The following is a 24,337-nucleotide window of genomic DNA, read 5'->3' as shown; positions in this document are numbered from 1 at the left end:
CGGTCGTGTCCGGCTACCGGCGCCGGGGGCGGGCCAGTGACAACTTGTAGAGAAGTCGACACTGCTCGACCGAGCCGATGAGGTCGGAGGTCTCGACGGGACGTTCACCGCAGTAGTGGGTGCGTTCGACGACCAGGACCGCGACCCCGGGGGCGGAGTCCAGGAGGGCCGCCTCGGAGTCGCGCAGGGCACGGACCCCGACCTCCTCCACGACCCGGTCCACGGGGAACCCCGCGGCGCCCAGCCGCTCCAGCGTGTTGACCTCCGTGGCGTCGAAGGGGGTGCGCAGGGTTCCGGCGGTGAGGATCGCCGGTTCCCAGGAGCGGTGCAGGGTGACCGGCCGCTCGGAGGAGAGCCCCCGCGCGGTGGTGCGGTACACGGGGTCGCCGTCGCGGAGTCGGAGTCTGGTGCTCAGCGGGGCGGTGCACCGTTCCTGTTCGGTGCTGACGCGTTCCCGGTTGAGCTGGCCCAGGCCGGAGCCGGAGGTGGCGTCCGTCCGGGAGAGCCGGAAGGTCTCCGGGACGGTCCGGACGAAGTACCCCGAGCCGGGTCGGGCCTCGACCAGGCCCTCGGTGACCAGAAGGCGCAACGCGGTGCGGGAGATCTGTTCGCTGACCCGGTAGGAGCGGGCCAGTCGGGTGCGGGAGGGAAGGCGGCTGCCCGGGGAGATCTCGCCGTTGAGGATCGGTTCACGGAGCTGGTCGGCCAGCCACAGGTAGCGAGGTTGCCTGGACACCGCTCACCCGACCTCTGTCGCGCCCCTGGTCGGAGGGATGGCTCTGGCCAGAAGCGCGGGTCGGTGGTCTCGGGTGGCCGTGTGGTCACCGTCGCCGGTGCCGGACCCGGGCCGGAGGGAGGGAGTGGACCTGCCAGTTCGCCGTAGCTCGCCCATGGTTCCAGTAAAGCAGCGGGGAGGCCTGGTGGGGGGCGCTACCCGAAAGTAGTCGGCCACGGGACCGCCGGGACGACGGTATCGGAGGTGCGTTGGCTGATGTGAGGAAACGCCGGAAAACGTCGGAATGTACGTGACGGGCCGCCGCAGAATACTACGCTATGTAACTAGACAGTCACTTCTTGCCTGGGGGAGTCATGATCACGAACCTGTCGGAGCTCGCCGATCGAGTGAGCCTGTCGCAGATGGACAGCGGCGAGCGCACCTTCGCCTGGATGAGCGGCATCACCGGTGTCCTCATCCTTCTCGTCTTCCTCGCGATCGCCGTGCTGGTGATCGCCGCGATCATCTCGACGCTGGCCAACGGCGACACCACCGGCGGGGGGAAGCTCCTGTGGGTCATCTTCATCCTGTGGTTCCCGCTGTTCGGAGCGGTCGCCTGGTTCGTGGTCGGCAAGAAGGGGCATCTCAACCGCTTCCTCGGCATCGACAAGGGCAGGGCGCGGCACACCGTCGCGGGGAGCGTCGGGCAGCACAGCGACATCCCGCCCGACCAGACCGGCCTCGGCCACGCCTGAGTACGACCGAAGGGGCCCCGGGTCGTGGAGAACCTCCACGCCGGGGCCCCTTCGCGTCCGGCCGAGCGGAGGCGTTGTCCACAGGCTGTGGACAAGTTCCCATGTCGACACATCGACGTGGGGTCAGCCCTGGAAGCAGGGGCCGGGCTCCATCACGGTCTCCAGGGCCGTGTACCGGCCCTGCGGGTCCCGGACCAGGCGGCGCAGCCCGGTCACCGCTGGGCGGGGGATCGGCCCGTACACGTGGGGAAAGAGCACGTCCGCTCTGACACCGGGCGGTGGGGCGGGCGCGGCGGCCTCCCACCGCACCTCGGCAGCGGCCTTGTCGGTGTTCACCACCAGCACGACCAGCGCCTCCTCCGGGGCGGAGTAGAAGGCGTTGGCCACCGCCAGCATGGTGGCCTCGTCCGGTGAGGCGTGCAGGAACCCCTCGGTGCCCAGGGAGTCGGCCTCGACGTCCCCGCCGGCGCGCCAGCGTGAGAGTTCGGTCAGGTGCAGTACATGAGCCATGCAGCGGACGCTACCGCGTCATCCCCGGCGAAGCAGGGACCAGGGGTTCCCGGTCACGCCGGGTTCCGTGGCCTTGGCCCCGGGAACGACGGACGCCCCGGCCGGGGTCCCGGGCCGGGGCGTCGCGTACGGGCTGTTACAGGATGATCCGCATGGGCTCTTCCAGGATCTCGGCGAGCTCCTTGAGGTAGGCGGCGCCCACGGCACCGTCCACCGCGCGGTGGTCGACGGAGAGCTCCAGGGCGATGCGGTTGCGCACGGCCACCTCACCGTCCACGACCACGGCCTCCGGACGCATCGCGCCGACCGCGAGGATGGCGGCCTCCGGCGGGTTGATCACGGCGGAGAAGCTGTCGATACCGAACATGCCCAGGTTGGACACGCTGAACGTACCGCCGCTCATCTCCTGCGGCTTCAGCTTGTTGTCCCGGGCCTTGCCCGCGAGCTCACGCGTACGCGTGGAGATCTCGGACAGGGTGGCCTTGTCGGTGTCGTGCAGCACCGGCACGACCAGCCCGGCGTCCACGGCGACGGCCACGCCGACGTTGACCCGGTGGTGCTGGACCAGGGTGTCGTTGATCCAGGAGGTGTTGACCTCCGGGTGCAGCTTGAGCGCGGTGGCGCAGGCCTTCACGATCAGGTCGTTGAAGCTGACCTTCACGCCCGTGTTGGACAGCTGCTGGTTGATCTGGCCGCGGAAGGCCTTGAGGGCCTCGGCGTCGATCGTACGGCGCAGGTAGAAGTGCGGGACCGTCTGCTTGCTCTCGGTCAGACGGCGCGCGATCACCTTGCGCACGTTGCTCGTCTTGACCTCCTCGGAACCCCGGACGTCGTCCTGGGCCGGGGCGGCCTGGGCAGCGGGCGCGGGGGCGCTCGCGGCGGGGGCCTGGGAGTCCTGGGCGGCGGAACCGTCCTTGGCTGCGGCCTCGATGTCGGCGTGCACGATCCGGCCCTTGGGACCGGAACCCTGGATCCTCGTGATGTCCAGGCCGTACTCCTTGGCCAGCCTGCGGGCCAGCGGGGAGGTCCGGGGGCGCTCACCGGTGGACTCGGCGGCGGGGGCGGGCTCGGCGGACTGCTCCGGCTTCGCCTCCTCCTTCGGCTCCTCGGCTGCCTCGGAGGCCGGGGCGGCGGGCGCGGCCGTCTCCTCGGGCACCGCGTCCGGCGAGTCGGCGATGAAACCGATGACCTCACCGATCGGCACGGTGTCGCCCTCGGAGACGTTCTGCTTGACGAGGAACCCGTCCTCGTAGGCCTCGAACTCCATGACGGCCTTGTCGGTCTCGATCTCGACCAGCACGTCACCGGAGGCGACCTTGTCCCCCACCTTCTTGACCCAGGTGGAGATGACGCCCTCCTCCATGGTGTCGGAGAGGCGCGGCATGTGGATCTCGCTCATTGACTACTCCCTCTACCCGACCCGTTTGCCGACGGCGCTCAGGGTTTCCTTGATCGCGGTGCTGATCGACTCGACCGACGGCAGGGCGGCGGTCTCCAGCGGCTTGGCGTACGGCATCGGAACCTCGGCCATGGCCACCCGGCGCACCGGGGCGTCCAGGTAGTCGAAGGCCCCCTCCTGGATCGACGCGGCGATCTCCGCGCCGATGCCGTAGGTGAGCCAGTCGTCCTCACAGATCACCGCGGCGCCGGTCTTCTTGACCGAGTCCACGAAGGTCTGACGGTCGAGGGGGCGCAGGCTGCGCAGGTCCACGACCTCGACGCTGATGTCCTCCTCGGCCAGCTTCTCGGCGACCTGGGTGGCGACGGTGGCCATCCGGGAGTAGCCGATCAGCGTGATGTCGCTGCCCTTGCGGGTCACGGCGGCACGGCCGATGGTGGCGATGTTGTCGTTCTTCGGCTCCGCGTAGTCCTCGGGCACCTCACCCTTGGAGTTGTACAGGCCCAGGTTCTCCAGGAAAAGGACCGGGTCGTCGTCGCGGATCGCGGCGCGCAGCATCGAGGAGGCCTCGGCCGGGGTGCTGGGAGCCATCACCTTGAGGCCGGGGATGAAGGAGTAGAACAGCTCGATGTTCTGCGAGTGCGTCGCGCCGAGCTGCTGGCCGCCGCCACCGGGGGTGCGGATGACCAGGGGGACGCTGGTCTGACCGCCGAACATCCCGTAAATCTTGGCGGCGTGGTTGATGATCTGGTCGATGGCGATCAGCGAGAAGTTGATCGTCATGAGCTCCACGACCGGGCGCAGGCCCAGCATGGCGGCGCCGACGGCCGCGCCGACGAAGCCCTCCTCGGCGATCGGGGTGTCCTTGACCCGACGGGGGCCGAACTCCTTGAGGAGCCCCTCGGTGATCTTGTAGGAGCCCTCGAAGACGCCGATCTCCTCGCCGATCACGAGGACGTTCTCGTCACGCACCATCTCGGCGCGAAGGGTGTCGCGCAGGGCCTGGCGGTAGGTGATCACGGACATGTGAGTGGTTCCTTCCTATTCCGCGAACACCGGGTCGGCGGGCATACGCCGCGACTCGTTCGGCACCGGGGTGGCGTAGGTGTAGTCGAAGAGCGTGGACACGTCCGGCTTCGGGCTGTTCTCCGCGAAGTCGGCGGCCTCGGCCACCTCGGCCTTGACCGAGGCGGCGATCTCGTCGCGCAGGTCGTCGGTGAGGACACCGGCCCTGGTCAGCTGGGCGTCGAAGATCGCGATGGGGTCGTTGTCATCGGCGCGGGCCAGCTCACGCTGCTCGTCGGTGCGGTACTTGGCCGGGTCCACGACGGAGTGGCCCTTCTGCCGGTAGCTCCAGGCCTCCAGCAGGAACGGGGTCTGCTCCTCGCGGGCGCGCTCGACCAGGCGGGAGGCGGTGTCGCGGACGGCCAGGACGTCACGGCCGTCGACGCGCTCGCCCTCGATGCGGAAGGCGGCGCCGCGCTTGTACAGCTCGGGCTCGGCGGAGGACATCTCCACGGTCGTGCCCATGCCGGTGAAGTTGTTGATCACCACGAAGACGACCGGCAGGTTCCACAGCTTGGCGATGTTGAGGGACTCGTGCCAGGCGCCGATGTTGGTGGTGCCGTCGCCCATCTGGCACATGACGACCTCGTCGCCGCCGCGGTAGGTGACGGCGAGCGCCGCACCGGTGGCCAGGGGGAGCTGACCGCCGACGATGCCGTAGCCGCCGAGCATGCGGGTCTCGGTGTCGTACATGTGCATGGAGCCGCCCCAGCCCTTGGACACGCCGTCGACGCGTCCGTAGAGCTCGGCCATGACCCGCTTGGGGTCCATGCCCTTGCCGATCGCGTACCCGTGGTCACGGTAGTTCGTGAACAGGTAGTCGCGCTCCTGGAGGGCGGTCATCAGACCGACGACGGTGGCTTCCTCACCGAGGTTCAGGTGGCAGTAACCGCCGATGCGGGCCTGGGTGTAGGCCTGTCCGGTGCGCTCCTCGAAGCGTCGGATGAAGAGCATCTGGCGGTAGTAGTCGAGGAGGGTCTCCGGCTTCTCGTTGCCGATGCCGGTGTCCTTCCGGTTCCGGCGTCGGGACGCGGAGGCCCGGGCGGTGCCGCCCTTCGGCTTGGCCGTGTCAGCCATGGTGTGCCTTTCTACGTGCGCGGAGGCCGCGCGGCTACCGTCCTGTGGGTCGGATGACGCGGCCGGCCCGGACCCCGCTGTCAGGCGTGGTCCCGGCGCGTGCCGCCGCCGGGCTCATCGGCGACGACACTGTGGCTGTTGCGGGGCGCGTCCGGTCGGGCCTGGCGGGGCCCGGGTGCGGACGCGAAGCGAATCGGGTCGCGTGTGCAGTTGTCGCGCCGCGACCCTTGACGGCATTGCTTCCCGGTCTGGGGTGCGGTAAGCATCCGCCGGGAGGTCGGCCGAGTTCGTTCACCGGCCGGATGAACAACCCCGTGCCACCAGGGGGCACGCGCGTGTGTGGTGTGACGTGCGTCGCGCACACTCTACGGTCTGATCGATGATCGATCAATACAACTTTAGGACAGAAACGCGAAGTTCGGTGCAAACCGCCAGGTGGCGACAGGAGCCGCCCAGGTGGGAAGGAAGAAGAGCGGTGCGGGAACCCCCCGGGCCGGGGCTCCGGAACGTGCCTAGCGGCTGCCCTCGTGGGTCCGCAGCGCCGCCTCCACGTAGTTCATGACGTGGTCGCTGAGCATCTGCCCCACGGCGGGGTCGCCCTCGCGGAAGGCCCGTGTGATCTGCGCGTGGTCGGCGGCCTTGGCGTGCAGCTCCATGTTGAGCCAGCGCACCGACAGCGCCGTCCACACCTCGACTCCCAGGGACTCCCAGGTGTGCAGCAGCACACTGTTGTCCGCGGCCCGCACGACCTCGCGGTGGAACTCCACGCTGTGGCGGATCTGCTCGGTGACGTTGCCCTCGGCGGTGGCGCGCTGGAGCGCCTCCACCTCGCGTTCCAGCACGAAGGGGTCCTCGGCCAGACGCGGCGCGGCCAACTGTGCGGCGACCAGCTCTAGACCGGCGCGGACGGGGTAGATCTCCGCCATGTCCTGGACCCCGAAGGCCCTGACCCTGGCCCCCTTGTTCGGCACGGTCTCGATGAGCCGCAGTGTCTCCAGCTCGCGGAGCGCCTCACGTACCGGTGCCTGGCTGACCTTCAGCTCCGTGGCGATCCTGCGTTCCACGATGCGCTCGCCGGGCTGCCACCGCCCGGACAGCAGACCCTCGACCAGTACCTGCCGGATCTGCTCCCTCAGTGGTTCGCGGGCCAGTTTCGAGGGATCGTCCGGCAACTGTGGGAGGTCGACCATCCAGGGCCCTTCCGTCTTCCGACCCGTGCGCGACCAGCACACGTGCCGACACACTCCAGCGTCTGACAAGCTCCTTGAAGGGTGCCACACGCGCACGTGTCCGCCGGACGGTCGGCCTCGAAGCGCTAACGGAACCCTCACGAACCGGTCGCGTGCTGGTGAAGCGCACCGGTCGCCGACGTGGGCTTCCGGCAAAGTCCGAGGTGGAAGGGTCACACTTGGCCCGGGAAACCACCAACGAGGGCAACGGTCCGGGTAGGCTCGCATGTTGGCAATAACCACCCAAAGCCGTACGGAGAGTTACCCACGTCACGGTGATGGCCCGACGAGAGCGCCCTGACCTGCGCTGACCGAAGCAACTGCGGTAACGAGCGCCCACACAGACGCCACTGTCGACCAGTTCCGTTCCCTGGACGTCGAGCCTGTCCGGCGGCCGGTCACGACCACCGTGAACCAGTCCGAAGGTTCGACCGTCGAACGGGGTGTAAGGGGTGAACCCCCGGTACGCCACCAACACTCCGTGTCGGCCCCCGGGGACGTCAGGATCAGTCCCAACAACCGCGGCTAGCCCGTCCCCCACGCCTCAAGCAGTGCCACAGGCAGCCCACGACGTGTGAGACAGCACTGAGCACATGACGCAACCTTCGCGGACCCGGCACGTGGGGTCCAGACAGTCGACAACGCCACACGAACCGGAGCGGCGCAAGCCGGATCCCGGACCCTACAGCGGCCCGATCCCCGTGGTGCCGAGCAAGGAGCTCGCGCCGGGGCCGCCCGTCGTGCGCGCGGTCCGTTGGCCGAGTGTGAGCGAGATCGCGTGGGGTCTGGCCTCCGACCGCATCGCGATCATGCTCTTCGTGGCGCTCATCGTCATGACGATGCTGGCCGCGGGGCCGCTGCATCCGGTCGACAACCTCCTCAACGAGCTGCCCCGCCCCTACTGGGACACGCTGCGTGAGCCGCTGATCTTCTGGCCGGACAACGTGGCCTCCCGTTACGTGGCCCTGCCGGTCCTGGGCGTGACCACGCTCCAGCTGGCCTACTGGCACCGCAGCTGGCGGCCGATCATCCTCGGGGCGGGCGGCGTCTTCGGGATGATGTCCCTGGTCTCCGTGATGAAGCTGCTGTTCAACCGGGGCCACGCCAAGTACTACGACCCCGACTTCTTCGCGGGTGCCGGTAACGTCGCCTTCCCCTCCGGGCACGGCGCCAACGCGATCCTCATCTACGGCCTGGTGCTCTTCCTCATCATCAGGTTCGGTGCGGCCCGGCCCCACATCATCCGGCGGTTGGCCTACTGCATCGTGGGCATCGCGCTCCTCCAGTCGACCGTCTCGATCTACCTGCACTTCCACTGGTTCACGGACCTGTTGGCCGGGATGATCGCGGGCGGGTTCGCGCTGAGGCTCACGATCCGCCTGGACCGGATGATCCCGCACGGCCACACCGTGCAGTGGTGGCCCTGGTACGGCAGGGAGACCGAGACCGCCTCCTAGGACCCCACCGCCCCCGAGAGGACCCCCGCAGAGAACACCCGTCGAGACGCTCGGCGGGTGTTCTTCGTGGTCCGGCCCGGTTCAGGATACCCCTTAGGGGTATATTCGTCGGTGGGGGACGCGCGAGCGGGGCGCGCTTGCGTGGTCCGGCGGTCCCGGACGTGCAGGGTCGGAGCTGGAGAGGGGTCGACATGACGATGGGTCAACATGGTGACGGGGAAGGTCACACGCAGGAGGGACACACGGGCCTCGGAGGTCACAGTGGAAACGCTGGCCACGAGGGTCACGGCGGGCACGGTAGCCATGGCGGGCACGAGGGCCACGGCGGCCACGAGGGTCATGGCGGGCACGGGGACCACGCCGCGATGTTCCGCACCCGGTTCTGGTGGAGCCTCCTCCTGAGCGTTCCCGTGGTCCTCACCAGCCACATGGTCTCCGGGTGGCTCGGGTACCAGGTCCCCGACGCCCTCACCTGGGTGCCTCCGCTCCTGGGTACCGTCGTGTTCCTCTACGGCGGGTGGCCGTTCCTCGCCGGGGTCCCCGGCGAGCTGCGCGACCGCAGGCCGGGGATGATGACGCTGGTCGCGATGGCGATCACCGTGGCCTTCGGAGCCAGCCTCCTGGCCACCTTCGGGGTGGTCGGCATGGAGCTCGACTTCTGGTGGGAGCTGGTCCTGCTGGTCGTGGTGATGCTCCTCGGCCACTGGCTGGAGATGCGCGCACTCGGGCAGGCCTCCGGGGCGCTGGAGGCCCTGGCCGCCCTGCTGCCGGACCGCGCCGAACGGGTCGGTCCCGACGGCGGTGTCGAGGAGGTCCCCGCCGCCGAACTCCGCGCCGGTGACACCGTCCTGGTCCGCTCCGGTGGGCGGGTCCCCGCAGACGGCACCGTGGTCCGGGGCTCCGCCGCCGTGGACGAGTCCATGATCACCGGTGAGTCCCGCACCGTCACCCGCACAGAGAACGACAGGGTGGTCGCGGGGACGGTCGCCACCGACTCCGCCCTACGGGTCCGGGTGGACGCGGTCGGTGACGACACCACCCTCGCCGGTATCCAGCGCCTGGTCAGCGAGGCCCAGGAATCCGGGTCGCGGTCCCAGGCGCTGGCCGACCGCGCGGCCGCGCTGCTGTTCTGGTTCGCCCTCGCGGCGGCCGTGGTCACCGCGGTCGTGTGGGGACTGGTCCTCGGCGAGGGCAGCCAGGCGGTCGAACGCACCGTCACGGTGCTGGTCATCGCCTGTCCCCACGCCCTGGGGTTGGCCATCCCGCTGGTCATCGCGATCTCCACGACCCTGTCGGCGCGCAACGGCGTCCTGGTCAAGGACCGGCTGGCCTTGGAGCGCACGCGGCTGGTGGACACCGTGCTCTTCGACAAGACCGGGACCCTGACCAGGGGCGCCCCGGCGGTCGGTGACGCCGACGCCGTCGACGGGTGGACCGCCGAACGGGTCCTGGCCCTGGCCGGGGCGGTCGAGGCCGACTCCGAACACCCGCTGGCCAGGGCGATCGTCCGGGCCGCCGAGGAGGCGGGGCCGGTGCCCGAGGCCACGGACTTCCGTTCCCTCACCGGACACGGAGTGCGGGCCGTCGTGGACGGGACCGAGGCCCACGTGGGCGGTCCCGCGCTCCTGGACTCCCTGGGCGTCACGGAACCCGCCGACCTCGCCGAACGCACCGGGTTCTGGCGCGACCGCGGAGCCACCGTCCTCCACCTCGTGGTGGACGGGTCCGTGGTCGGGGCGCTCTCCCTGGCCGACGAGGTCCGCCCCGAGTCCGCGTCGGCTGTCAGACGGCTCCAGGAGCAGGGGGTACGCGTGGCCATGGTGACCGGTGACGCCCGCAATGTCGCCGACGCCGTCGCCACTGAACTCGGTCTGGACGAGGTGTTCGCGCAGGTGCTGCCGGACCAGAAGGACGCCGTGGTCCGCGACCTCCAGGACAGGGGCCACCGGGTCGCCATGGTCGGTGACGGGGTGAACGACGCCCCGGCCCTGGCCCGCGCGGACGTGGGCATCGCCATCGGCGCCGGGACCGACGTGGCCATCGAGTCCGCCGGTGTGGTGCTGGCCTCCGACGACCCGCGAGGCGTGCTGTCCGTCCGGAGGCTGTCGCGGGCGGGCTACCGGAAGATGGTCCAGAACCTGGTCTGGGCCGCCGGGTACAACGTCGCGGCGGTCCCGTTGGCCGCGGGAGTGCTGGCACCGGTCGGCATCGTGCTCGCACCCGCGGTGGGCGCGGTGCTGATGAGCCTGTCCACGATCATCGTGGCGCTCAACGCCCAGCTGCTCCGGAGGCTGGACCTGCGACCCGCCGACTGACCCGGGCCCGGCGCGCCAGGAGCGACAAGAGAGGACCTTCGCCGTCTGGACCTGCGGGGGACCGGGTGTCACCATTGTGAGTGCCGTGGACTCCCTCTTGTAGCGGGAGAGGGCCCACGGAGCCAGGCCGCCGCCCCGACCGGTTACGGGGCGGCGGCCGCCTCCTTCTCTGGCCGGAGCGGCTGCCCAAGCGGGCTCCGGATGTTTCACGTGAAACAACCGGAGCTGGTCAGTCGCCCGTCAGCGCCTCCTCGCGGCGCCGTACGGGGGCCGGGTAGTCCATGCAGTGGCCCATCGCCCGGTGCCAGCGGTTGCCCCTGAGGGCCGGTTCGAGCGCGGCCAGCGCGGCGGCGTATTTGCTGAACCGGGCCTCACGGATCCCGAGCGCGTGCAGCCTTCGCTCCGTCGCGGTCAGCCCGCCCCGGGTCTTCACCTCCAACAGCACCAGGTCCGGCCGCATCCGCACCTCCCAGTCGCCCCGGTAACCGACCAGGTCACGGTCCACCGTCACCCGCTCCTCACCGGACAGGGCCACGACGGTGGTCCGCCGGTAGTCCGTCACCGCGGAGGGCAGCAGGACGTCCGGCGGCGCGAGACGGCAGCGGCTCAGGGAGCGGTCAAGGAAGTCGCGGGTCCGCCAGGTCAGACGGTCGACGGGCGAACCCGGGGGCAGTTCGACGCGGACCTTGTCGGTGATACCGCGCGCGCCCTTCAGCTTCACCTCGAACATCGTCGTTCCGGTGTCCACGTAGGAACGGGTGCGCACCTTGTAGCGCAGCCGCCGCCCCTGCCGGTGGTCGTGGAAGGTCCGCAGATCCGGGGTGTCCAGGTAGGTGGACGAGTACAGGAAGGACGTCCGGCCGTCGATCTCCAGCACCCCGAACCCCCGCGCCGCCCCGTCGAACAGGGCGGGCACCAGATCGGCGGGGAGCAGGTACTTGCGGCAGGTGCGGGTGACCAGGGCGGCGCGTTCGTTGATCTCGGCCAGGGACACCGGGCGCAGGCTCAGCGGCTCGGCCGCGGCCGCGCTTCCGGGTGCGGGGGAGAGAACGGGAGTGGGGGAGGGGAGAGGTCTCAACGCCCACCCCACGGGCCGGTCGCGGCCTGGCGGCGCCCGGTCGGCGGTCCCGGTACCTCGGTCGGCTTCGGCTCCTGGAAGCGCACGTCCACCACCATGAGGTCGCGCACGTAGTCCACCTCCGTGACGTCCACGTGCCGCACCCGCCCGCGCAGCCGCCGCTCCAGGTCCTGCCGGAGCGCCGTCGGGTCCTCGTGCACCACGTCCAGGGTCATGATCCGCCGCTGGGTGCGGGCCAGCAGCTTCGGGTGACCGGCGGCGTACAGGGAGCCCAGCAGCAGGGCGTTCAGACCCAGCATCAGCCACGGCGCCGGGGCGGCCACCGCGTTCACCAGGCCGAGTGCGATCGCCACGAAGTAGTAGCCGATCTCCCCCTGGCTGATCAGGTCGGAGCGCAGCCGCAGGATCGACAGCACACCGAACAGCCCGAAGCCGACCGCCAGGCCCACCTCCTGCTGGGTCAGCATCGACACGACCGCGAAGATGCCGACGTTGAGCGCCACGTAGGCGAGCACCAGGTCCCGCCGGCCGTGCCTGCGGAAGTAGAGGACGTAGGACAACACCGTGATCGCGGTCAGGTCGACCGCCAGAGCGAACCAGAACATGTCGACCATGGTGGGCAGCGCCGGTGAGGCGTTCATGAGACCCGCATGAGGGAACCCTCATGTTCGCCGGGATGCGTCACCGGGTCACGCGGGGACCCCGGGTCACCCGCACGCGGGTCACCTGGGTCCCCTGGTCACCCGGTGGTGACGCGGGGGCGGCCCGGTCGGTCGCCCCCGCCGAACGCATCAGCCGGTCAGCCGGTACCCCATGCCCCGCACCGTGAGGATGCGCTCCGCGCCCACCTTGCGGCGCAGCGCCCTCACGAACACGTCCACCACGTTGGACCCGGGGTCGTAGTCGTAGCCCCACACGTGCGACAACATCTGCTGGCGGGTCATCACCTGCCCCTGGTGCCGCATGAGCAGCTCCAGCAGCGCGAACTCCCGGGCGGTGAGGTCCACCGATTCCTCACCCACCTCGACCCTGCGCGTCCGCAGGTCCAACCGGAGCCCTCCCGCGTGCAGCACCGTCAGGTCCGGGGCGCGCTCCGTGCGCATCCGCAGCCGGACCCGCGCCAGCAGTTCCTCGAACCGGAACGGCTTGGTGACGTAGTCGTCCGCGCCGATCTCCAGACCCGTCACGGTGTCCCGTACCCCGTCCCGGGCGGTCAGGATCACCACGGGGACGTCCACTCCCAGGGCGCGCACCCTGCGGAGCACGTCGAACCCGTCGGTGTCCGGCAGACCGAGGTCCAGCAGCATGAGTTCGAACCCGCCGGTGACGGCGTAGTCCACCGCCTCGGCCCCGGTGCCCACCACCGTGGTGGTGAACCCGCTGGCGGTCAGTCCCTTCTGGACGAAGGAGGCGATCCGCTCCTCGTCCTCGACGATGAGTACACGGCTCACAGGTGTTCCCTTCCAACGCGGCCGTCAACGGGGGTCAGGGGGATGACGAGGGTGAACGTGGAGCCCGCACCGGGTGCCGAGATCAGGTCCACCCGGCCGTGGTGCGCCTCGGTGATGGCTCGGACAATGGCCAGGCCCAGCCCGGCCCCCCGCTCGCCGCGCGCGGTGCGACCGCCCCGGGAGAAGCGCTCGAAGATCCGGCCGTGCTCCTCGGCGGGGATCCCGGGGCCGTGGTCGGCGACCCACAGGCGCACCTCGGAACCGCTGACCCTCGAACCGGTGCGCAGGGTGGAGCCGGGGGCGGTGTGCCGTACGGCGTTGGCCGCCAGCTGCACCATCGCCTGGGTGACGCGCTGGGGGTCCAGGTAGGCGGTCTCCTCCGCCAGCGACTCCAGCCGCCAGTCGCGGTCGCCGAGCTGACGCACCTTGGCGTCGATGTCGCTGGTGAGCTCGGCCAGGGAGACGGGTTCGGGGTGGACGAAGTCGGGCTGTTGGGCCTTGGCGAGCAGCAGCAGGTCCTCCACGATGCGGCCCATCCGGTCGAGCTCGTCGGTGACCAGCCGGACCACCTCGCGGCGCTCCTCGGGGTCGTCTCCCATGAGCTCCAGGTGGCCGCGCACGATCGTGATGGGGGTGCGCAGTTCGTGCCCGGCGTCGTCGACGAAGCGGCGCTGTTCGGTGAAGGCGCCCTCCAGCCGGTCCAGCATGCTGTTGAACTGCTCGGCCAGCGCCGCGATGTCGTCGCGACCGGACACCTCGATGCGCTGGGTGAGGTCCTCCTCGGAGATCTCCGCGGCGGTCTGCCGGACCAGTCGGACGGGGGCGAGGATGCGGCCCGCCACCCACCATGCGGCGGTGGCGGCCGCGAGCAGTCCGCCCAGGCTGACCAGGGCCAGGGTGCCCATGGTCCCGGCCGAGGTGTCGTCGTCGTGGGCGGTGAAGTAGCCGATCACGAACCACCCCGCCGGTCCGCCGTCGCCCTGCGGGGGCAGCGCACGGATCTTCTCCCACTCGACCGGTCCGGCCGGGGTGTCCAGGACGCCCCGGGCGTCGGAGGTGTCCAGGATCGCCTCGACCATCGCGGGGTCGGCGGACAGGTCGTACGGGGGTTCCTGCCCCTGCCGGATGCGGCCGGTGACGGCCTCGGCGGAGCCCCGGCTCCCGCGCGACGCCGACCTCTCGGCGTCCGCCGCGCCCTCCCCGGATTCGTCCACCCAGCCGAAGAGGATCTCGGAGTCCTCGGGGAACTGGCGCTCCAGGTGGACCCGGATGAGGGAGGAGACGTCGCTGAAGGCGGAGCCGGTGCCGGGGTCGACGCCCACCGCCGCGAACTCCTGGAACTCGGCGATCTCCTGGTTCAGGGCGCGGTCGACCCGCTCGTCGGTCCGGGCGGTCAGCGCGCTCCAGGTGACCACGTTGACCAGCACGAGGACGGCGGCCATGAGCAGGACCACCCACGCGGTGATGAGCAGCCGGGCGGGCACCCGGCGGCGTTGGGGCAGCTCCGGCTGGGGGCCGCGCAGGACGAGGGTCGGGAACACCGAGGTACCGCCCGAGGATGACCCTCCAGAGGGCGTCTCGGCGTTCCCCGATCCCCCGGGTCTGGACCGGCCCGGCGGGACGTTGACGGTGGTGGCGTCGGGATCGGCGCGGCGGTCCGAGCCGTCCCCGTCCGCCCCCCGCTGACCGTCAGTCGTCATCGTCGTCCCCGTTCTCGTACCGCGTGTCCAGGCAGGCCTCCCACCAGCTCTCCCACTGCTCCTCGCCCCAGCTCTCGTGGCCGGTGCCCCCGTCGAGGCAGTCGAAGGGGAACCCGGTCGGCGGCTCGGACGAGGGGCTGGCGGAGGGTTCGGGTGAGGGATCCCCGGAGGCCTCCCCGCCGCCCCCCTCCTGGTCGGTGACCGGTGGGGGAGGGCTGACCACGTCGTCGTCGGGATCGGCGGAGGCGGTGGCCTCGGGCGACTCGCCGAGCACGACCTCGGAGGCGCGCCCGGGGTCCGGATCGCGCAGGAACAGCGCCCACAGCAGGGCGGCGACCGAGACGGAGACGACTGTCAGCGCCCCGACCGCCAGCGGCACCAGAGGTGATCTCATGAAGCAGAGCCTCCCCGACGAAGGCGGCGTCCGCATGAAGCGGACATGAGGAAGTCTTCATGATCCCAGGTCGGGGCGCGCGACGGGGGTCTGGCCCCGGCATGGGGGAGAGACCCCCGGGGCCGGGCCGCCCGGGGGCAGGAAGCGCCTTCCGGGTAGTGCGCGGCGGGCGGAGTCGTCGTCGCCGTGCCCCGTGTCCACGACGCCCCGCACAGTGAGGGGGCTCGCGCGGGCCATGGGCGACCCGAGGTCGGTCGCGCTCGCCCTGGCGGGGCTGGCGGGCTCCCACGCCCCTGACTGGAGAGCACGGCCGCGCCACCCTGCTGGGGTCGGCCGCCGCGCTCCGCGAGTCAGTGGGTGCGCCGCTTGCTCCGGGCGAACGGGGCGACGCAGACCGCGTCACGGCCGGGGGCCGTGCGGCACTGGGGGAGCGGGGGTTCGCTGCGGCCTTCGCTGCCGGACGGGACGGCTTGAGCCAGTAGCAGGGCGGCTCCGCAGCACGCGCCGTCCGGACGGGAGGGCTTGAGTCAGTAGCGGCGGCCGCGCAGCTCGGCGACGAGCACCGCCGCCTGGGTGCGGCGCTTGAGGTCCAGCTTGGCCAGCAGCGCCGAGACGTAGTTCTTCACGGTCTTCTCGGCCAGGTACAGCCGCTCGCCGATCTGCCGGTTGGTCATGCCCTCGCCGATGAGGTCGAGGATCTGGCGCTCCTGCGGGGTCAGCTCCGCGAGCGGGTCCGGCTCGGCTTGGGCGCCGCGCAGACGCTCCAGCATGGCGCCGGTGCTGCCCGAGTCCAGCAGGGAGCCGCCGGCCGCGACCGTGCGCACCGCGCCGACCAGGTCCGCGCCGTGGATCTGCTTGAGCACGTACCCGGCGGCCCCGGCCATGACGGCGTCGTACAGAGCGTCCTCGTCCGCGAAGGACGTGAGCATCAGGCAGGCGATCCCGGGGTGGTCGGACCGGATCTCCCGGCACACCTGCACTCCGGAGCCGCCCGGCAGGCGCACGTCCAGCACGGCGACGTCGGGCAGGACCACGGGGATGCGCGACAGCGCCTGCTCGGCGGTCCCGGCCTCACCGACGACGGTCATGTCGTCCTCGGTCTCCAGCAGCGCGGCCACACCGCGCCGGACGACCTCGTGGTCGTCGACGAGGAAGACCCTGATCGGCTTCCGGGCACCCTCGGCTCCACCGTCGATCATCGCGGACCTCCCTCGTCTCGTGTCCGTACGCACATGACACCACTCCGAGGAAGACGTTAACGCCTACGGGGGGCCCGGAGGGAGCCTTAAGGCACCGAACTCCCCGGGCGAAGGTCCCGTAAACGGACAAAGGGCTGGCTCAGGGAGCAAAGCGCCTGATGACGGCTGGTGCGGGTGTGACTACCGTCGCCGCATCGTCACCATCTCGTCACACGGAGCCCGGAGCCCGGAGCCGGGCTCCCGTGACCGAGCCGGGCACCGGACCCCGAAACCGGGGCCCGGTGCCCGCGCGTCACGGTCGACGCCCCACCCAGGGGCTGGCCAGCTCGAAGGCGCGGCAGGCACGGAGCACGCGGTCGTCGGAGTGCCGGGGGCCCACCACCTGGAGGCCGATCGGCAGCCCCGACTCGCTGAACCCGCACGGCACGCTGGCGGCGGGCTGCTGGGTCATGTTGAACGGGTAGCTGAACCCGGCCCAGGAGGTCCACCGCTTCCCGGACAGCTCCGGCGGGGACTCCAGACCGGCCTCGAAGGCCACGATCGGCATGGTGGGGGTGAGCAGCAGGTCGTAGGACTCGTGGAACCGCCCCATCCGGGCGCCCATCGCCATCCGCAGCGCCATCGCCGTCAGGTAGTCCTGCGCCGAGTAGGTGACGCCCTCCTCGATGATCTCCCGCAGGCCGGGGTCCTGGAGGTCACGGTCCCGGTCGGTGAGATGTTCGGTGGCCTTGGCCGCGCCCGAGTACCAGAGCACGTGGAACTCCTCCAGGGAGTCCGGCAGGCCGGGGTCGGCCTCCTCCACCTCGGCGCCCAGCGAGGCGAACACCCGCACCGCGTCGGCGACCGCACGGGCCACCTCGGGGTCCACGTCCAACCCGCCCAGGGTGGGGCTGTAGGCGATCCGCAGCCCGCGGACCAGCTCCTCCGGTTCGGTGCCGCGTCCCGCCTCGGCCAGGCCGGGGCCCGGGGTCGGCATCGCCATCCAGTCCCGGGCGTCGAACCCGGAGACGACGTCCAGCATCAGCGCCATGTCGCCCACGGTCCGCGCCATCGGGCCGGTGTGCGCGAGCGACCCGAACGGGCTCGCCGGGAAGTGCGGCACCAGGCCCCAGGTGGGCTTGATCCCGCAGATCCCGGCGAAGCTGGCCGGGATGCGGATGGAACCGCCCCCGTCCGTCCCGGTGGACAGCGGTCCCATCCCGGCCGCCACCGCCGCTGCCGAACCCCCGCTGGAGCCGCCCGGCGTGGTGGACAGGTCCCACGGGTTACGCGTGATCCCGGTGAGCGGGTTGTCGGTGACGCCCTTCCAGGCCAGCTCGGGGGTGGTGGTCTTGCCGACGAACACCGCCCCCTGCTCGCGCATCCGCGCCACCACCGGGGAGTCCTCCTCCCACGGCCCCTCCTGCGACGAGGTCACCGACCCCTTGAGGGTGGGCCACCCCTTCGTCAGGTGGATGTCCTTGACCGAGGCGGGCACCCCGTCCAACCGTCCCTCGGGCTCGCCGCGCCGCCACCGCTCGGCGGAGGCGCGGGCCGCCTCGCGCGCCTCCTCGGGGCGGACCAGGCAGAACGCGTTCAGAGCCGGGTTGTCCTGCTCGATGCGTTCGAGTACCGCGTCCACCGCCTCCACGGGGGACAGTTCCCCGGTGGAGTAGGCGTGGAGCAGTTGTTCGGCGGACAGGTCGGCCGGTGTCACGGGTTGCCCCGCGCGCGCCGCCGGGACGCCCCGAGGGGCTCCCGTCTCGGCACCGGCGGAGCCTTCGGCCGTACCGGCCGCACCAGCGTCATCGGTCCCGGCCCGGTCGGAACGGATCGTCACTTCAGCCTCCCAAGTCACGCGAGGGGTCAGCCGGGTACGTAGCCCCGGCTCTTGTCCACGACGTTGCGCGGTCCCCGCCCGTCCAGGTAACGGGCGAGGTTGTCCAGGAACAGCTCCACCAGGTCCTCCCGCCAGCCGACGACGTCACCGGACATGTGCGGCGACACGACGGAGCCGGGCAGCCCCCAGAGCGGGTTGATGGCCTTGAGCGGTTCCCGTTCGAAGACGTCCAGTGCCGCACCGGCGATCGCGCCCCTGTCCAGGGCGGCGACCAGGTCGGACTGGACGACGATGGGGCCGCGCGCGATGTTGACCAGCCGCGCGGTGGGTTTCATCAGGTCGAGGAACTCCCGGCCGACCAGGCCCCGGGTGGACTCGGTCAGCGGAGCGGCGACGACCACGTAGTCGGCCTCGGGGAGCTCGTCGAGCAGGGTGCGCCCGCCGTCGGCGCCGGGTTCGGCGAGGCTGGACTCCGCCACGGAACCGAAGTCGGGGTCGCCGTCGCGGGCGTGGCTGCCCGAGCCGCGGACGTCCATGCCCACGGCCGTGAGCTTGCGGGCGATCGCGCGGCCGATGGGGCCGGTGCCGACCACGAGGACGCGCCGACCGGCCACCCGCTCGGTCTCGCGGTGCCGCCACTGGCGTTCCCGCTGGAGGTCCCAGGTGCCCTGGAAGTCCTTGGCGAAGGAGATGACCAGACCCAGGACGTACTCGGCGATGTGCTCGTCGAACACCCCGCGCGAGTTGGTGACGAGGACGTCGCTCTCCACCAGTCCGGGGAACATCAGGTTGTCCACACCGGTGGTGGCCGCGTGCACCCACTTCAGGGAGTCGGCCTTGGACCAGGAGTCGGCCAGCGCCTCGGTGAACAGGTCCCACACGAGCAGGACGTCCGCACCGGGAAGGGTGGCGGACAGTTCGTCGGCGGTGGCGTAGACGACCTCGCCGAGCCTCGGGTGGTCGTCGATGCGCTCGTGGCCCGGCGGAAGGTCCTCGCCTCGGAGTACGACGAGGCGGGGTCGTTCGGGCACGGACGGGCTGGTGGTGGAACTGTTCACGGGCGCGCTTTCCGGTTGCGACGGTGTTCTGACTTGCTGATCCTGTCGTCGGATGGGTGGTTCCGCCCTGCACGGGAAACGCTAGGGAGCCGACATAGGATTGTCAACAATCCACAAAACGCCCGATTCGGGCCTATGCGGCGTGTTTCGCGGGGACGTCCAACGTCTGCCCGGGGTGTCGCCCACCCGCACCGACGCTGCCGACATACCCGCACGTCCCGGTGTCTATTGCCGTACTCGGTAGGTAGATCGTAAGATTGTCGACAATCAACAGTCCACAAGACACAGAGGGATCCGGCAGGAAGAAGAGCCGTCGAAGGGACACCACTTGCCCAGGTACATGACCGTCACCCTCGCCAGGCGCGGGGTCTCCTGCGTGGCGGAACTGCTCGACAAGGACGCACCCCGTACCTGCGAGGCGGTGTGGAACGCCCTCCCGCAGGGCGACGCCGTCCAGCACGCCAAGTACGCGCGCAACGAGGTCTACACGATGGTGCCGAGGTTCGCCGACCCGGAACCGGGCCAGGAGAACCCCACCGTCACACCGATCCCCGGCGACATCGTCTACTTCTCCTTCGACGAGGGCATGCTCGACCGCACCTTCAAGGAGGACAAGGGGATCGAGGGCCTGCCCGGCGTCATCGACCTCGCCCTGTTCTACGGGCGCAACAACCTGCTGCTCAACGGCGACGTGGGCTGGGTTCCGGGGAACGTGTTCGCGACCGTCGTGGAGAACCTGCCCGCCATGGCCGAGGCCTGCAACGACGTCTGGCGCTCCGGCAGCGTCGGCGAGCGCCTCCTGTACGAGCGGCTCGAACGCTGACGGGCCCGCGCGGAGGACCCCGCCCCGAGGAGAAGGCCCCGGGGTCGCGCCGGCCCCACGAACCGACCGAGCCGACCGAACCGAGAACAGCACTGGGAGGTGAGTGACCGATGCGGACCGAAGAAGACCGACCGGACCACGAGGACGGTCCCGTACCCGTGGCCCACGCCGCGACCCCCTTCACGGGAGGCCCCACTCCGCCTCCACCACCCGCGCCGCACGAGGTCGTCGAACTGTCGGCGGACACCATGACTCCCTGGCAGTCGGGGGTCGGCGTGGTGGCGCCCTACGACTTCGCGCTCGACCGCGAACTGTGGCGCTGGGCTCCGGACGACGTCTCGCTGCTCATCACCCGCCTGCCGTTCGTGCGCATCCCGGTGACGGTCGACCAGGCCGCGGCCCTCAGCAAGGCCAAGGGTGTGACCAAGGCGGTCCGCGCCCTCATGGCACCCGAACCCCTCGCGATCGGCTACGCCTGCGCCTCGGGCAGCTTCGTCCACGGCGCCGAAGGTGAGCGTGAGCTGCGAAGAACCATGCGGGAGGCGGGCGCCCCCGCCGCCGTCACCACCTCGGGCGCGCTGATCGACGCCCTGCGGGTCCTGGAGGCGGACCGGATCGCCGTGGTCACGCCGTACGTGGACAGCGTCACCGACCGCCTGCTCGACTACCTCGCCGAACACGACGTGGGGGTCACCTCCAGCGTCGGGCTCGGCCTGCTCAGCCACATCTGGAGGGTCACCTACGCCGAGGTCGCCCGGGCGGTGCACGAGGTGGACCGCCCCGACGCCCAGGCCGTGTTCATCAGCTGCACCAACGTCCTCACCTACGACATCATCGCGCCCCTGGAACAGGAACTGGGCAAGCCGGTGATCGCGGCCAACCAGGTCACCATGTGGGACCTGCTGCGGGCCGCCGACCGCCGGGCCGTCGCGCACGGACAGCGGTTGATCGACGCGACGGCCCCCAGTGCAGTCTGAACGACCGCCAGGGAAGGCGCCCGCGAGCCAAGGAGAATCATGACCCGAGTAGGAATCCTCTATCCCGGTCACAGCGCCGAGGACGACTACAGGACCTTCGCCGACACCCTCGGCGGGGACGTCGAGCTCCCCGTGGTGCACACGCTCATGCGCGAGGACGCCCACCGGGTGGACGCCCTGCTCGACGTGGGCAGTGAGGGGGTCCTCGCCAAGGGCGCGCAGGAGCTCGGCGGCCTCAGGGTCGACTCCGCCGTCTGGGCCTGCACGAGCGGCAGTTTCGTGTTCGGCTGGGAGGGTGCCCGGCGCCAGGTCCAGGGCGTGCAGGAGGTGACGGGCGTCCCGAGTTCGAGCACGTCGTTCGCGTTCGTGCACGCCCTCAGCCAGCTGCGCGCGTCCCGGGTCGCCATCGCCGCCACCTACCCGGACGACGTCGCCCAGCGCTTCGTGGAGTTCCTCACCGACGCGGGGGTGGAGGTGATGTCCCTGGCCAGTCACGGGATCGCCACGGCCGCCGAGGTCGGCTACCTCGACCCCGACGACGCGCTCGACTTCGTCATCTCCAACGACCACCCCAGGGCCGAGGCGGTCCTGGTCCCGGACACCGCCCTGCACAGCGCCGACCTCATCGAACCGATGGAGGCGCTGCTGGGCAAGACGGTGCTCACCGCCAACCAGGTCAGCGTCTGGGAGGGCCTCCGGCTCGCCGGCCAGTGCGAGGCCCGGTCCGGCCCCGGGACGCTCTTCCGTTCGGGAGCCTCCGTGGTCAGGAGTGCCTTCGGGGCCGGTTAGCCTCAGGGCCAACCCACGCCCGGTTCGTCACCTTTGTACCGTCGTTCAGAAGGGAACACCATGTCAGCCCCCGGCCAGCTCAGACCCGTCCCCAGGCGTTCCACCGCCGAGCTGATCGCCGACCAGCTGAGGTCGGCGATCATGTACGGCTCCCTCGCACCCGGGGACCAGCTCGGCGAGGCCGACCTGGCGGGGAGACTGGGCGTGAGCCGGGGGCCGCTCCGCGAGGCCATGCAGCGCCTGGTCCAGGAGGGGCTGCTGCGCAGTGAACGGCACAGGGGCCTGTTCGTGCGCGAGCTGACCCCCGACGACGTCCGCGACGTCTACGTGGCCCGGCTCGCGGTGGAGCGGACCGCCTGCGAGCTGATCATGCGGGGCAACCGGGGGGAGGCCCTGGCCCGCCTCACCCCCGCCGTGGACCGGCTGGCGGAGGCCGCCGCCAGCGCGGACCGGACCGCCATGAGCGACGCCGACCAGGAGTTCCACCGGACCCTGGTCAGCTGCTCGGGCAACTCGCGCCTGGAGCGCATGGCCCAGACGCTCCTCGTGGAGACCCGTATGTGCCTGACCGTGATGCAGGCCGTCTACCCCGAACCCCAGGAGCTCCTCGACGAGCACCGCAGGATCCTGGACGCGATCGTGGACGGTGAGGAGGAGCGGCTGCTCACGCTGATCGAGTCCCACATGGTCGACACCGTCGCCCGGATCAACGCGGAGACCGGCGCCGGGTCCTGACGGCCAGCACCGGAGCCCGGAGGCGGAAGCACGCGCCGCGTCCGTCGGCTCCTCGCGACGGACGGCTCGCTGCGCCCGTGCCGACCCGCCGTCCAGGCCGCGACGGGCCCGTGGGAGGGGCGACACGTCGACGGCCGGGAGCGCCGTTCCGACGCCAGGGGCCGCCCCGCGTCCCCACGGGCAACCCCGGCGCCGGAAAACGGCACCGGGGCTGACACCGCGTGGGCCCGCCCGAACCGGCCGGACCCACGCGTGGGTCAGACGAGCCCGCCGATCCCCACGTACTTGGTGTCCAGGAACTCGTCGATGCCCACACGGCCGCCCTCGCGGCCCAGCCCCGAGTGCTTGACCCCGCCGAACGGTGCCGCCGGGTTGGACACCACACCCTGGTTGAGGCCGACCATGCCGGTCTCCAGGGCCTCGCTGACCCGCATCGCCCGGTTCAGGTCCTGGGTGTACAGGTAGCTGACCAGGCCGAACTCGGTGTCGTTGGCGGCTCGGACCGCCTCCTCCTCCGTCTCGAAGGTCAGCACCGGGGCCACCGGACCGAAGATCTCGGTGTTGGACAGCTCCGCCGCGAACGGAACGTCGGCCAGCACGGTCGGCTGGTAGAAGTGCCCCGGGCCGTCGCCGGGTCCGCCGCCGACGAGCACGCGCGCGCCCCGCCGCACGGCGTCGTCCACCAGCCCCTGGACCTTGTCGCGGGCCTTGTCGTCGATCAGCGGGCCCACGTCCGCGCCGTCGTCCAGACCCCGGCCCAGCCGGAGCGCGCCCATGCGCTCGCTGAGCCGCCGGGAGAACTCCTCCGCGATCCCGGACTGCGCGTAGATCCGGTTGGCGGCCGTGCAGGCCTCACCGATGTTGCGCATCTTGGCGAGCATCGCCCCGTCGACCGCCGCGTCCATGTCGGCGTCGTCGAACACCAGGAACGGCGCGTTTCCGCCCAGCTCCATGGAGGTGCGCAGGACCTGGGGCGCGCTCTGCTCCAGGAGCTTGCGGCCGACCGCGGTGGAACCGGTGAAGGACAGCTTGCGGATGCGGCCGTCCGCCAACAGGGGCCCGGTGATCGCACCGGGGTCGGAGGTGGGCAGGACGCTGAGCACGCCCTCCGGAAGCCCCGCCTCCGTGAGGATCCCGGCCAGCGCCAGCGCCGAGAGCGGCGTCTGGTGGGCGGGCTTGAGGATCATCGTGCACCCGGAGGCGATGGCCGGGCCGATCTTGCGGGTGCCCATCGCCATGGGGAAGTTCCAGGGGGTGATGAGCATGCAGGGGCCCACGGGCTGGCGCATGATCAGGAAGCGCGACTTGCCGTCCGGCGAGGTGGCGAACCCGCCCTCGATCCGCACGGCCTCCTCGGAGAACCAGCGGAAGAACTCGGCGGCGTAGGCGATCTCGCCCCGCGCCTCGGCCAGCGGCTTGCCCATCTCCAGGGTCATGAGGACGGCGAGCTCCTCCTGCCGCTCCATGAGCAGCTCGAAGCTCCTGTGGAGGATCTCACCGCGCTCGCGGGGCGCGACCCTGGCCCACCCCGGCTGGGCCCGCGCCGCGGCGTCCAGGGCCTCCATGGCGTCCTCCCGGCCCGCGTCCGCGACGTCGCACAGCACCTTGCGGGTGGACGGGTCCTCGACCTCGAAGGTCGCGCCGGAGGAGGCGTCCCGCCACTTCCCGCCGAGGAAAAGTTTCTTGTCCACCTGTGCGACGACCCGTGCTTCGCGATCCGACATGTTCTCTCCTCCGTCGACGGGCCGCCCCGGCATGGGACGGCCTGTGGTCAGAACTGCCCGACGTGCGT

At 71.0% G+C, this 24,337-nt stretch carries 22 protein-coding genes; 7 read left to right on the top strand and 15 right to left on the bottom strand.

Annotated elements, in window-relative coordinates:
• Positions 1-13 precede the first annotated feature (13 nt).
• Positions 14-736, bottom strand: coding sequence for a GntR family transcriptional regulator (locus tag ADX84_RS15945; protein ID WP_049574765.1), 723 nt, complete (start codon positions 734-736; stop codon positions 14-16).
• A gap of 353 nt (positions 737-1,089) precedes the next feature.
• Here ADX84_RS15945 and ADX84_RS15940 point away from each other — a divergent pair, with 353 nt between their 5' ends.
• A complete protein-coding gene (locus ADX84_RS15940; protein ID WP_049574760.1) occupies positions 1,090-1,470 on the top strand; it encodes a PLD nuclease N-terminal domain-containing protein in 381 nt (126 codons plus the stop codon).
• Positions 1,471-1,593: 123 nt separating this feature from the next.
• Here the strand turns inward: ADX84_RS15940 and ADX84_RS15935 are convergent, their stop codons facing one another.
• The 5 genes from ADX84_RS15935 to ADX84_RS15915 form a co-directional block, all read right to left on the bottom strand.
• Complete coding sequence (locus ADX84_RS15935; protein WP_049574757.1) at positions 1,594-1,980, bottom strand: DUF952 domain-containing protein; 387 nt, start codon at positions 1,978-1,980, stop codon at positions 1,594-1,596.
• A gap of 136 nt (positions 1,981-2,116) precedes the next feature.
• Positions 2,117-3,379, bottom strand: coding sequence for a dihydrolipoamide acetyltransferase family protein (locus ADX84_RS15930; protein WP_049574753.1), 1,263 nt, complete (start codon positions 3,377-3,379; stop codon positions 2,117-2,119).
• 12 nt (positions 3,380-3,391) lie between these two features.
• A complete protein-coding gene (locus tag ADX84_RS15925) occupies positions 3,392-4,405 on the bottom strand; it encodes an alpha-ketoacid dehydrogenase subunit beta (RefSeq protein ID WP_049574749.1) in 1,014 nt (337 codons plus the stop codon).
• Between the two features lie 15 nt (positions 4,406-4,420).
• Positions 4,421-5,521: a pyruvate dehydrogenase (acetyl-transferring) E1 component subunit alpha gene (pdhA, locus tag ADX84_RS15920; protein ID WP_049574745.1), complete on the bottom strand. Its 1,101-nt coding sequence runs from the start codon at positions 5,519-5,521 to the stop codon at positions 4,421-4,423.
• 512 nt (positions 5,522-6,033) lie between these two features.
• The gene (locus ADX84_RS15915) at positions 6,034-6,711 is read right to left on the bottom strand and encodes a GntR family transcriptional regulator (RefSeq protein WP_049574737.1); all 678 of its coding nucleotides are present in this window, start codon (positions 6,709-6,711) and stop codon (positions 6,034-6,036) included.
• Between the two features lie 779 nt (positions 6,712-7,490).
• Here ADX84_RS15915 and ADX84_RS15910 point away from each other — a divergent pair.
• Both ADX84_RS15910 and ADX84_RS15900 read left to right on the top strand, forming a co-directional pair.
• Positions 7,491-8,207, top strand: a complete 717-nt coding sequence (locus ADX84_RS15910; protein WP_234004011.1) for a phosphatase PAP2 family protein — start codon at positions 7,491-7,493, stop codon at positions 8,205-8,207.
• 365 nt (positions 8,208-8,572) lie between these two features.
• On the top strand, positions 8,573-10,522 hold the full coding sequence (locus ADX84_RS15900) for a heavy metal translocating P-type ATPase (RefSeq protein WP_049574725.1): 1,950 nt from the start codon (positions 8,573-8,575) through the stop codon (positions 10,520-10,522).
• Positions 10,523-10,751: 229 nt separating this feature from the next.
• On the opposite strand, the gene ADX84_RS15895 is transcribed toward ADX84_RS15900, so the two are convergent.
• From ADX84_RS15895 to ADX84_RS15860, 8 genes are all read right to left on the bottom strand, one after another.
• Complete coding sequence (locus ADX84_RS15895) at positions 10,752-11,600, bottom strand: polyphosphate polymerase domain-containing protein (RefSeq protein WP_234004008.1); 849 nt, start codon at positions 11,598-11,600, stop codon at positions 10,752-10,754.
• Positions 11,597-12,205, bottom strand: a complete 609-nt coding sequence (locus ADX84_RS15890; RefSeq protein WP_049574796.1) for a DUF4956 domain-containing protein — start codon at positions 12,203-12,205, stop codon at positions 11,597-11,599. Before ADX84_RS15890 ends, ADX84_RS15895 begins: the two co-directional genes overlap by 4 nt.
• 186 nt (positions 12,206-12,391) lie before the next feature.
• Positions 12,392-13,051 carry a response regulator transcription factor gene (locus tag ADX84_RS15885; RefSeq protein WP_049574716.1) on the bottom strand — a complete coding sequence of 220 codons (660 nt, stop codon included), beginning with the start codon at positions 13,049-13,051 and terminating at the stop codon, positions 12,392-12,394.
• Positions 13,048-14,751 (bottom strand): cell wall metabolism sensor histidine kinase WalK, encoded by a 1,704-nt coding sequence (locus ADX84_RS15880; protein WP_049574711.1) that lies wholly within the window; start codon positions 14,749-14,751, stop codon positions 13,048-13,050. The genes ADX84_RS15885 and ADX84_RS15880 overlap by 4 nt, the downstream gene beginning before the upstream one ends.
• Complete coding sequence (locus tag ADX84_RS15875) at positions 14,741-15,145, bottom strand: hypothetical protein (protein WP_234004005.1); 405 nt, start codon at positions 15,143-15,145, stop codon at positions 14,741-14,743. The genes ADX84_RS15880 and ADX84_RS15875 overlap by 11 nt, the downstream gene beginning before the upstream one ends.
• Positions 15,146-15,672: 527 nt before the next feature.
• A complete protein-coding gene (locus ADX84_RS15870; RefSeq protein ID WP_049574704.1) occupies positions 15,673-16,344 on the bottom strand; it encodes a response regulator transcription factor in 672 nt (223 codons plus the stop codon).
• A gap of 292 nt (positions 16,345-16,636) precedes the next feature.
• On the bottom strand, positions 16,637-18,163 hold the full coding sequence (locus tag ADX84_RS15865) for an amidase (protein ID WP_049574701.1): 1,527 nt from the start codon (positions 18,161-18,163) through the stop codon (positions 16,637-16,639).
• A 26-nt stretch (positions 18,164-18,189) separates the two neighbouring features.
• Positions 18,190-19,221: a D-2-hydroxyacid dehydrogenase gene (locus tag ADX84_RS15860; RefSeq protein ID WP_049574698.1), complete on the bottom strand. Its 1,032-nt coding sequence runs from the start codon at positions 19,219-19,221 to the stop codon at positions 18,190-18,192.
• A gap of 340 nt (positions 19,222-19,561) precedes the next feature.
• Here ADX84_RS15860 and ADX84_RS15855 point away from each other — a divergent pair, with 340 nt between their 5' ends.
• From ADX84_RS15855 to ADX84_RS15840, 4 genes are all read left to right on the top strand, one after another.
• Positions 19,562-20,044, top strand: coding sequence for a DUF3830 family protein (locus tag ADX84_RS15855; RefSeq protein WP_049574696.1), 483 nt, complete (start codon positions 19,562-19,564; stop codon positions 20,042-20,044).
• 110 nt (positions 20,045-20,154) lie between these two features.
• Positions 20,155-21,021 (top strand): Asp/Glu racemase, encoded by an 867-nt coding sequence (locus ADX84_RS15850; protein WP_234004004.1) that lies wholly within the window; start codon positions 20,155-20,157, stop codon positions 21,019-21,021.
• Between the two features lie 39 nt (positions 21,022-21,060).
• Positions 21,061-21,810 (top strand): maleate cis-trans isomerase, encoded by a 750-nt coding sequence (locus tag ADX84_RS15845; RefSeq protein WP_049574693.1) that lies wholly within the window; start codon positions 21,061-21,063, stop codon positions 21,808-21,810.
• Between the two features lie 60 nt (positions 21,811-21,870).
• Entirely contained in the window at positions 21,871-22,545 is a 675-nt protein-coding gene (locus ADX84_RS15840) for a GntR family transcriptional regulator (RefSeq protein ID WP_049574690.1), read from the top strand.
• 257 nt (positions 22,546-22,802) lie between these two features.
• Here the strand turns inward: ADX84_RS15840 and ADX84_RS15835 are convergent, their stop codons facing one another.
• On the bottom strand, positions 22,803-24,269 hold the full coding sequence (locus tag ADX84_RS15835; RefSeq protein WP_049574687.1) for an NAD-dependent succinate-semialdehyde dehydrogenase: 1,467 nt from the start codon (positions 24,267-24,269) through the stop codon (positions 22,803-22,805).
• Positions 24,270-24,337 lie beyond the last annotated feature (68 nt).

The organism is Nocardiopsis sp. SBT366 (assembly GCF_001083815.1).
GTDB classification, from domain to species: Bacteria; Actinomycetota; Actinomycetes; order Streptosporangiales; family Streptosporangiaceae; genus Nocardiopsis; species Nocardiopsis prasina.
The sequence above is the reverse complement of the archived record's forward strand: the minus strand, read 5'-3'. Positions and strand labels throughout refer to the sequence as shown.

Excerpts from the sequence above, each read along its gene's own strand:
- ADX84_RS15940 (WP_049574760.1), top strand. The coding sequence starts at position 1,090 with ATGATCACGAACCTGTCGGAGCTCGCCGATCGAGTGAGCCTGTCGCAG.
- ADX84_RS15935 (WP_049574757.1), bottom strand. The coding sequence starts at position 1,980 with ATGGCTCATGTACTGCACCTGACCGAACTCTCACGCTGGCGCGCCGGC.
- ADX84_RS15930 (WP_049574753.1), bottom strand. The coding sequence starts at position 3,379 with ATGAGCGAGATCCACATGCCGCGCCTCTCCGACACCATGGAGGAGGGC.
- ADX84_RS15925 (WP_049574749.1), bottom strand. The coding sequence starts at position 4,405 with ATGTCCGTGATCACCTACCGCCAGGCCCTGCGCGACACCCTTCGCGCC.
- pdhA (WP_049574745.1), bottom strand. The coding sequence starts at position 5,521 with ATGGCTGACACGGCCAAGCCGAAGGGCGGCACCGCCCGGGCCTCCGCG.
- ADX84_RS15915 (WP_049574737.1), bottom strand. The coding sequence starts at position 6,711 with ATGGTCGACCTCCCACAGTTGCCGGACGATCCCTCGAAACTGGCCCGC.
- ADX84_RS15900 (WP_049574725.1), top strand. The coding sequence starts at position 8,573 with ATGTTCCGCACCCGGTTCTGGTGGAGCCTCCTCCTGAGCGTTCCCGTG.
- ADX84_RS15890 (WP_049574796.1), bottom strand. The coding sequence starts at position 12,205 with ATGTTCTGGTTCGCTCTGGCGGTCGACCTGACCGCGATCACGGTGTTG.
- ADX84_RS15880 (WP_049574711.1), bottom strand. The coding sequence starts at position 14,751 with ATGACGACTGACGGTCAGCGGGGGGCGGACGGGGACGGCTCGGACCGC.
- ADX84_RS15875 (WP_234004005.1), bottom strand. The coding sequence starts at position 15,145 with ATGAGATCACCTCTGGTGCCGCTGGCGGTCGGGGCGCTGACAGTCGTC.
- ADX84_RS15870 (WP_049574704.1), bottom strand. The coding sequence starts at position 16,344 with ATGATCGACGGTGGAGCCGAGGGTGCCCGGAAGCCGATCAGGGTCTTC.
- ADX84_RS15855 (WP_049574696.1), top strand. The coding sequence starts at position 19,562 with ATGACCGTCACCCTCGCCAGGCGCGGGGTCTCCTGCGTGGCGGAACTG.
- ADX84_RS15850 (WP_234004004.1), top strand. The coding sequence starts at position 20,155 with ATGCGGACCGAAGAAGACCGACCGGACCACGAGGACGGTCCCGTACCC.
- ADX84_RS15845 (WP_049574693.1), top strand. The coding sequence starts at position 21,061 with ATGACCCGAGTAGGAATCCTCTATCCCGGTCACAGCGCCGAGGACGAC.
- ADX84_RS15840 (WP_049574690.1), top strand. The coding sequence starts at position 21,871 with ATGTCAGCCCCCGGCCAGCTCAGACCCGTCCCCAGGCGTTCCACCGCC.
- ADX84_RS15835 (WP_049574687.1), bottom strand. The coding sequence starts at position 24,269 with ATGTCGGATCGCGAAGCACGGGTCGTCGCACAGGTGGACAAGAAACTT.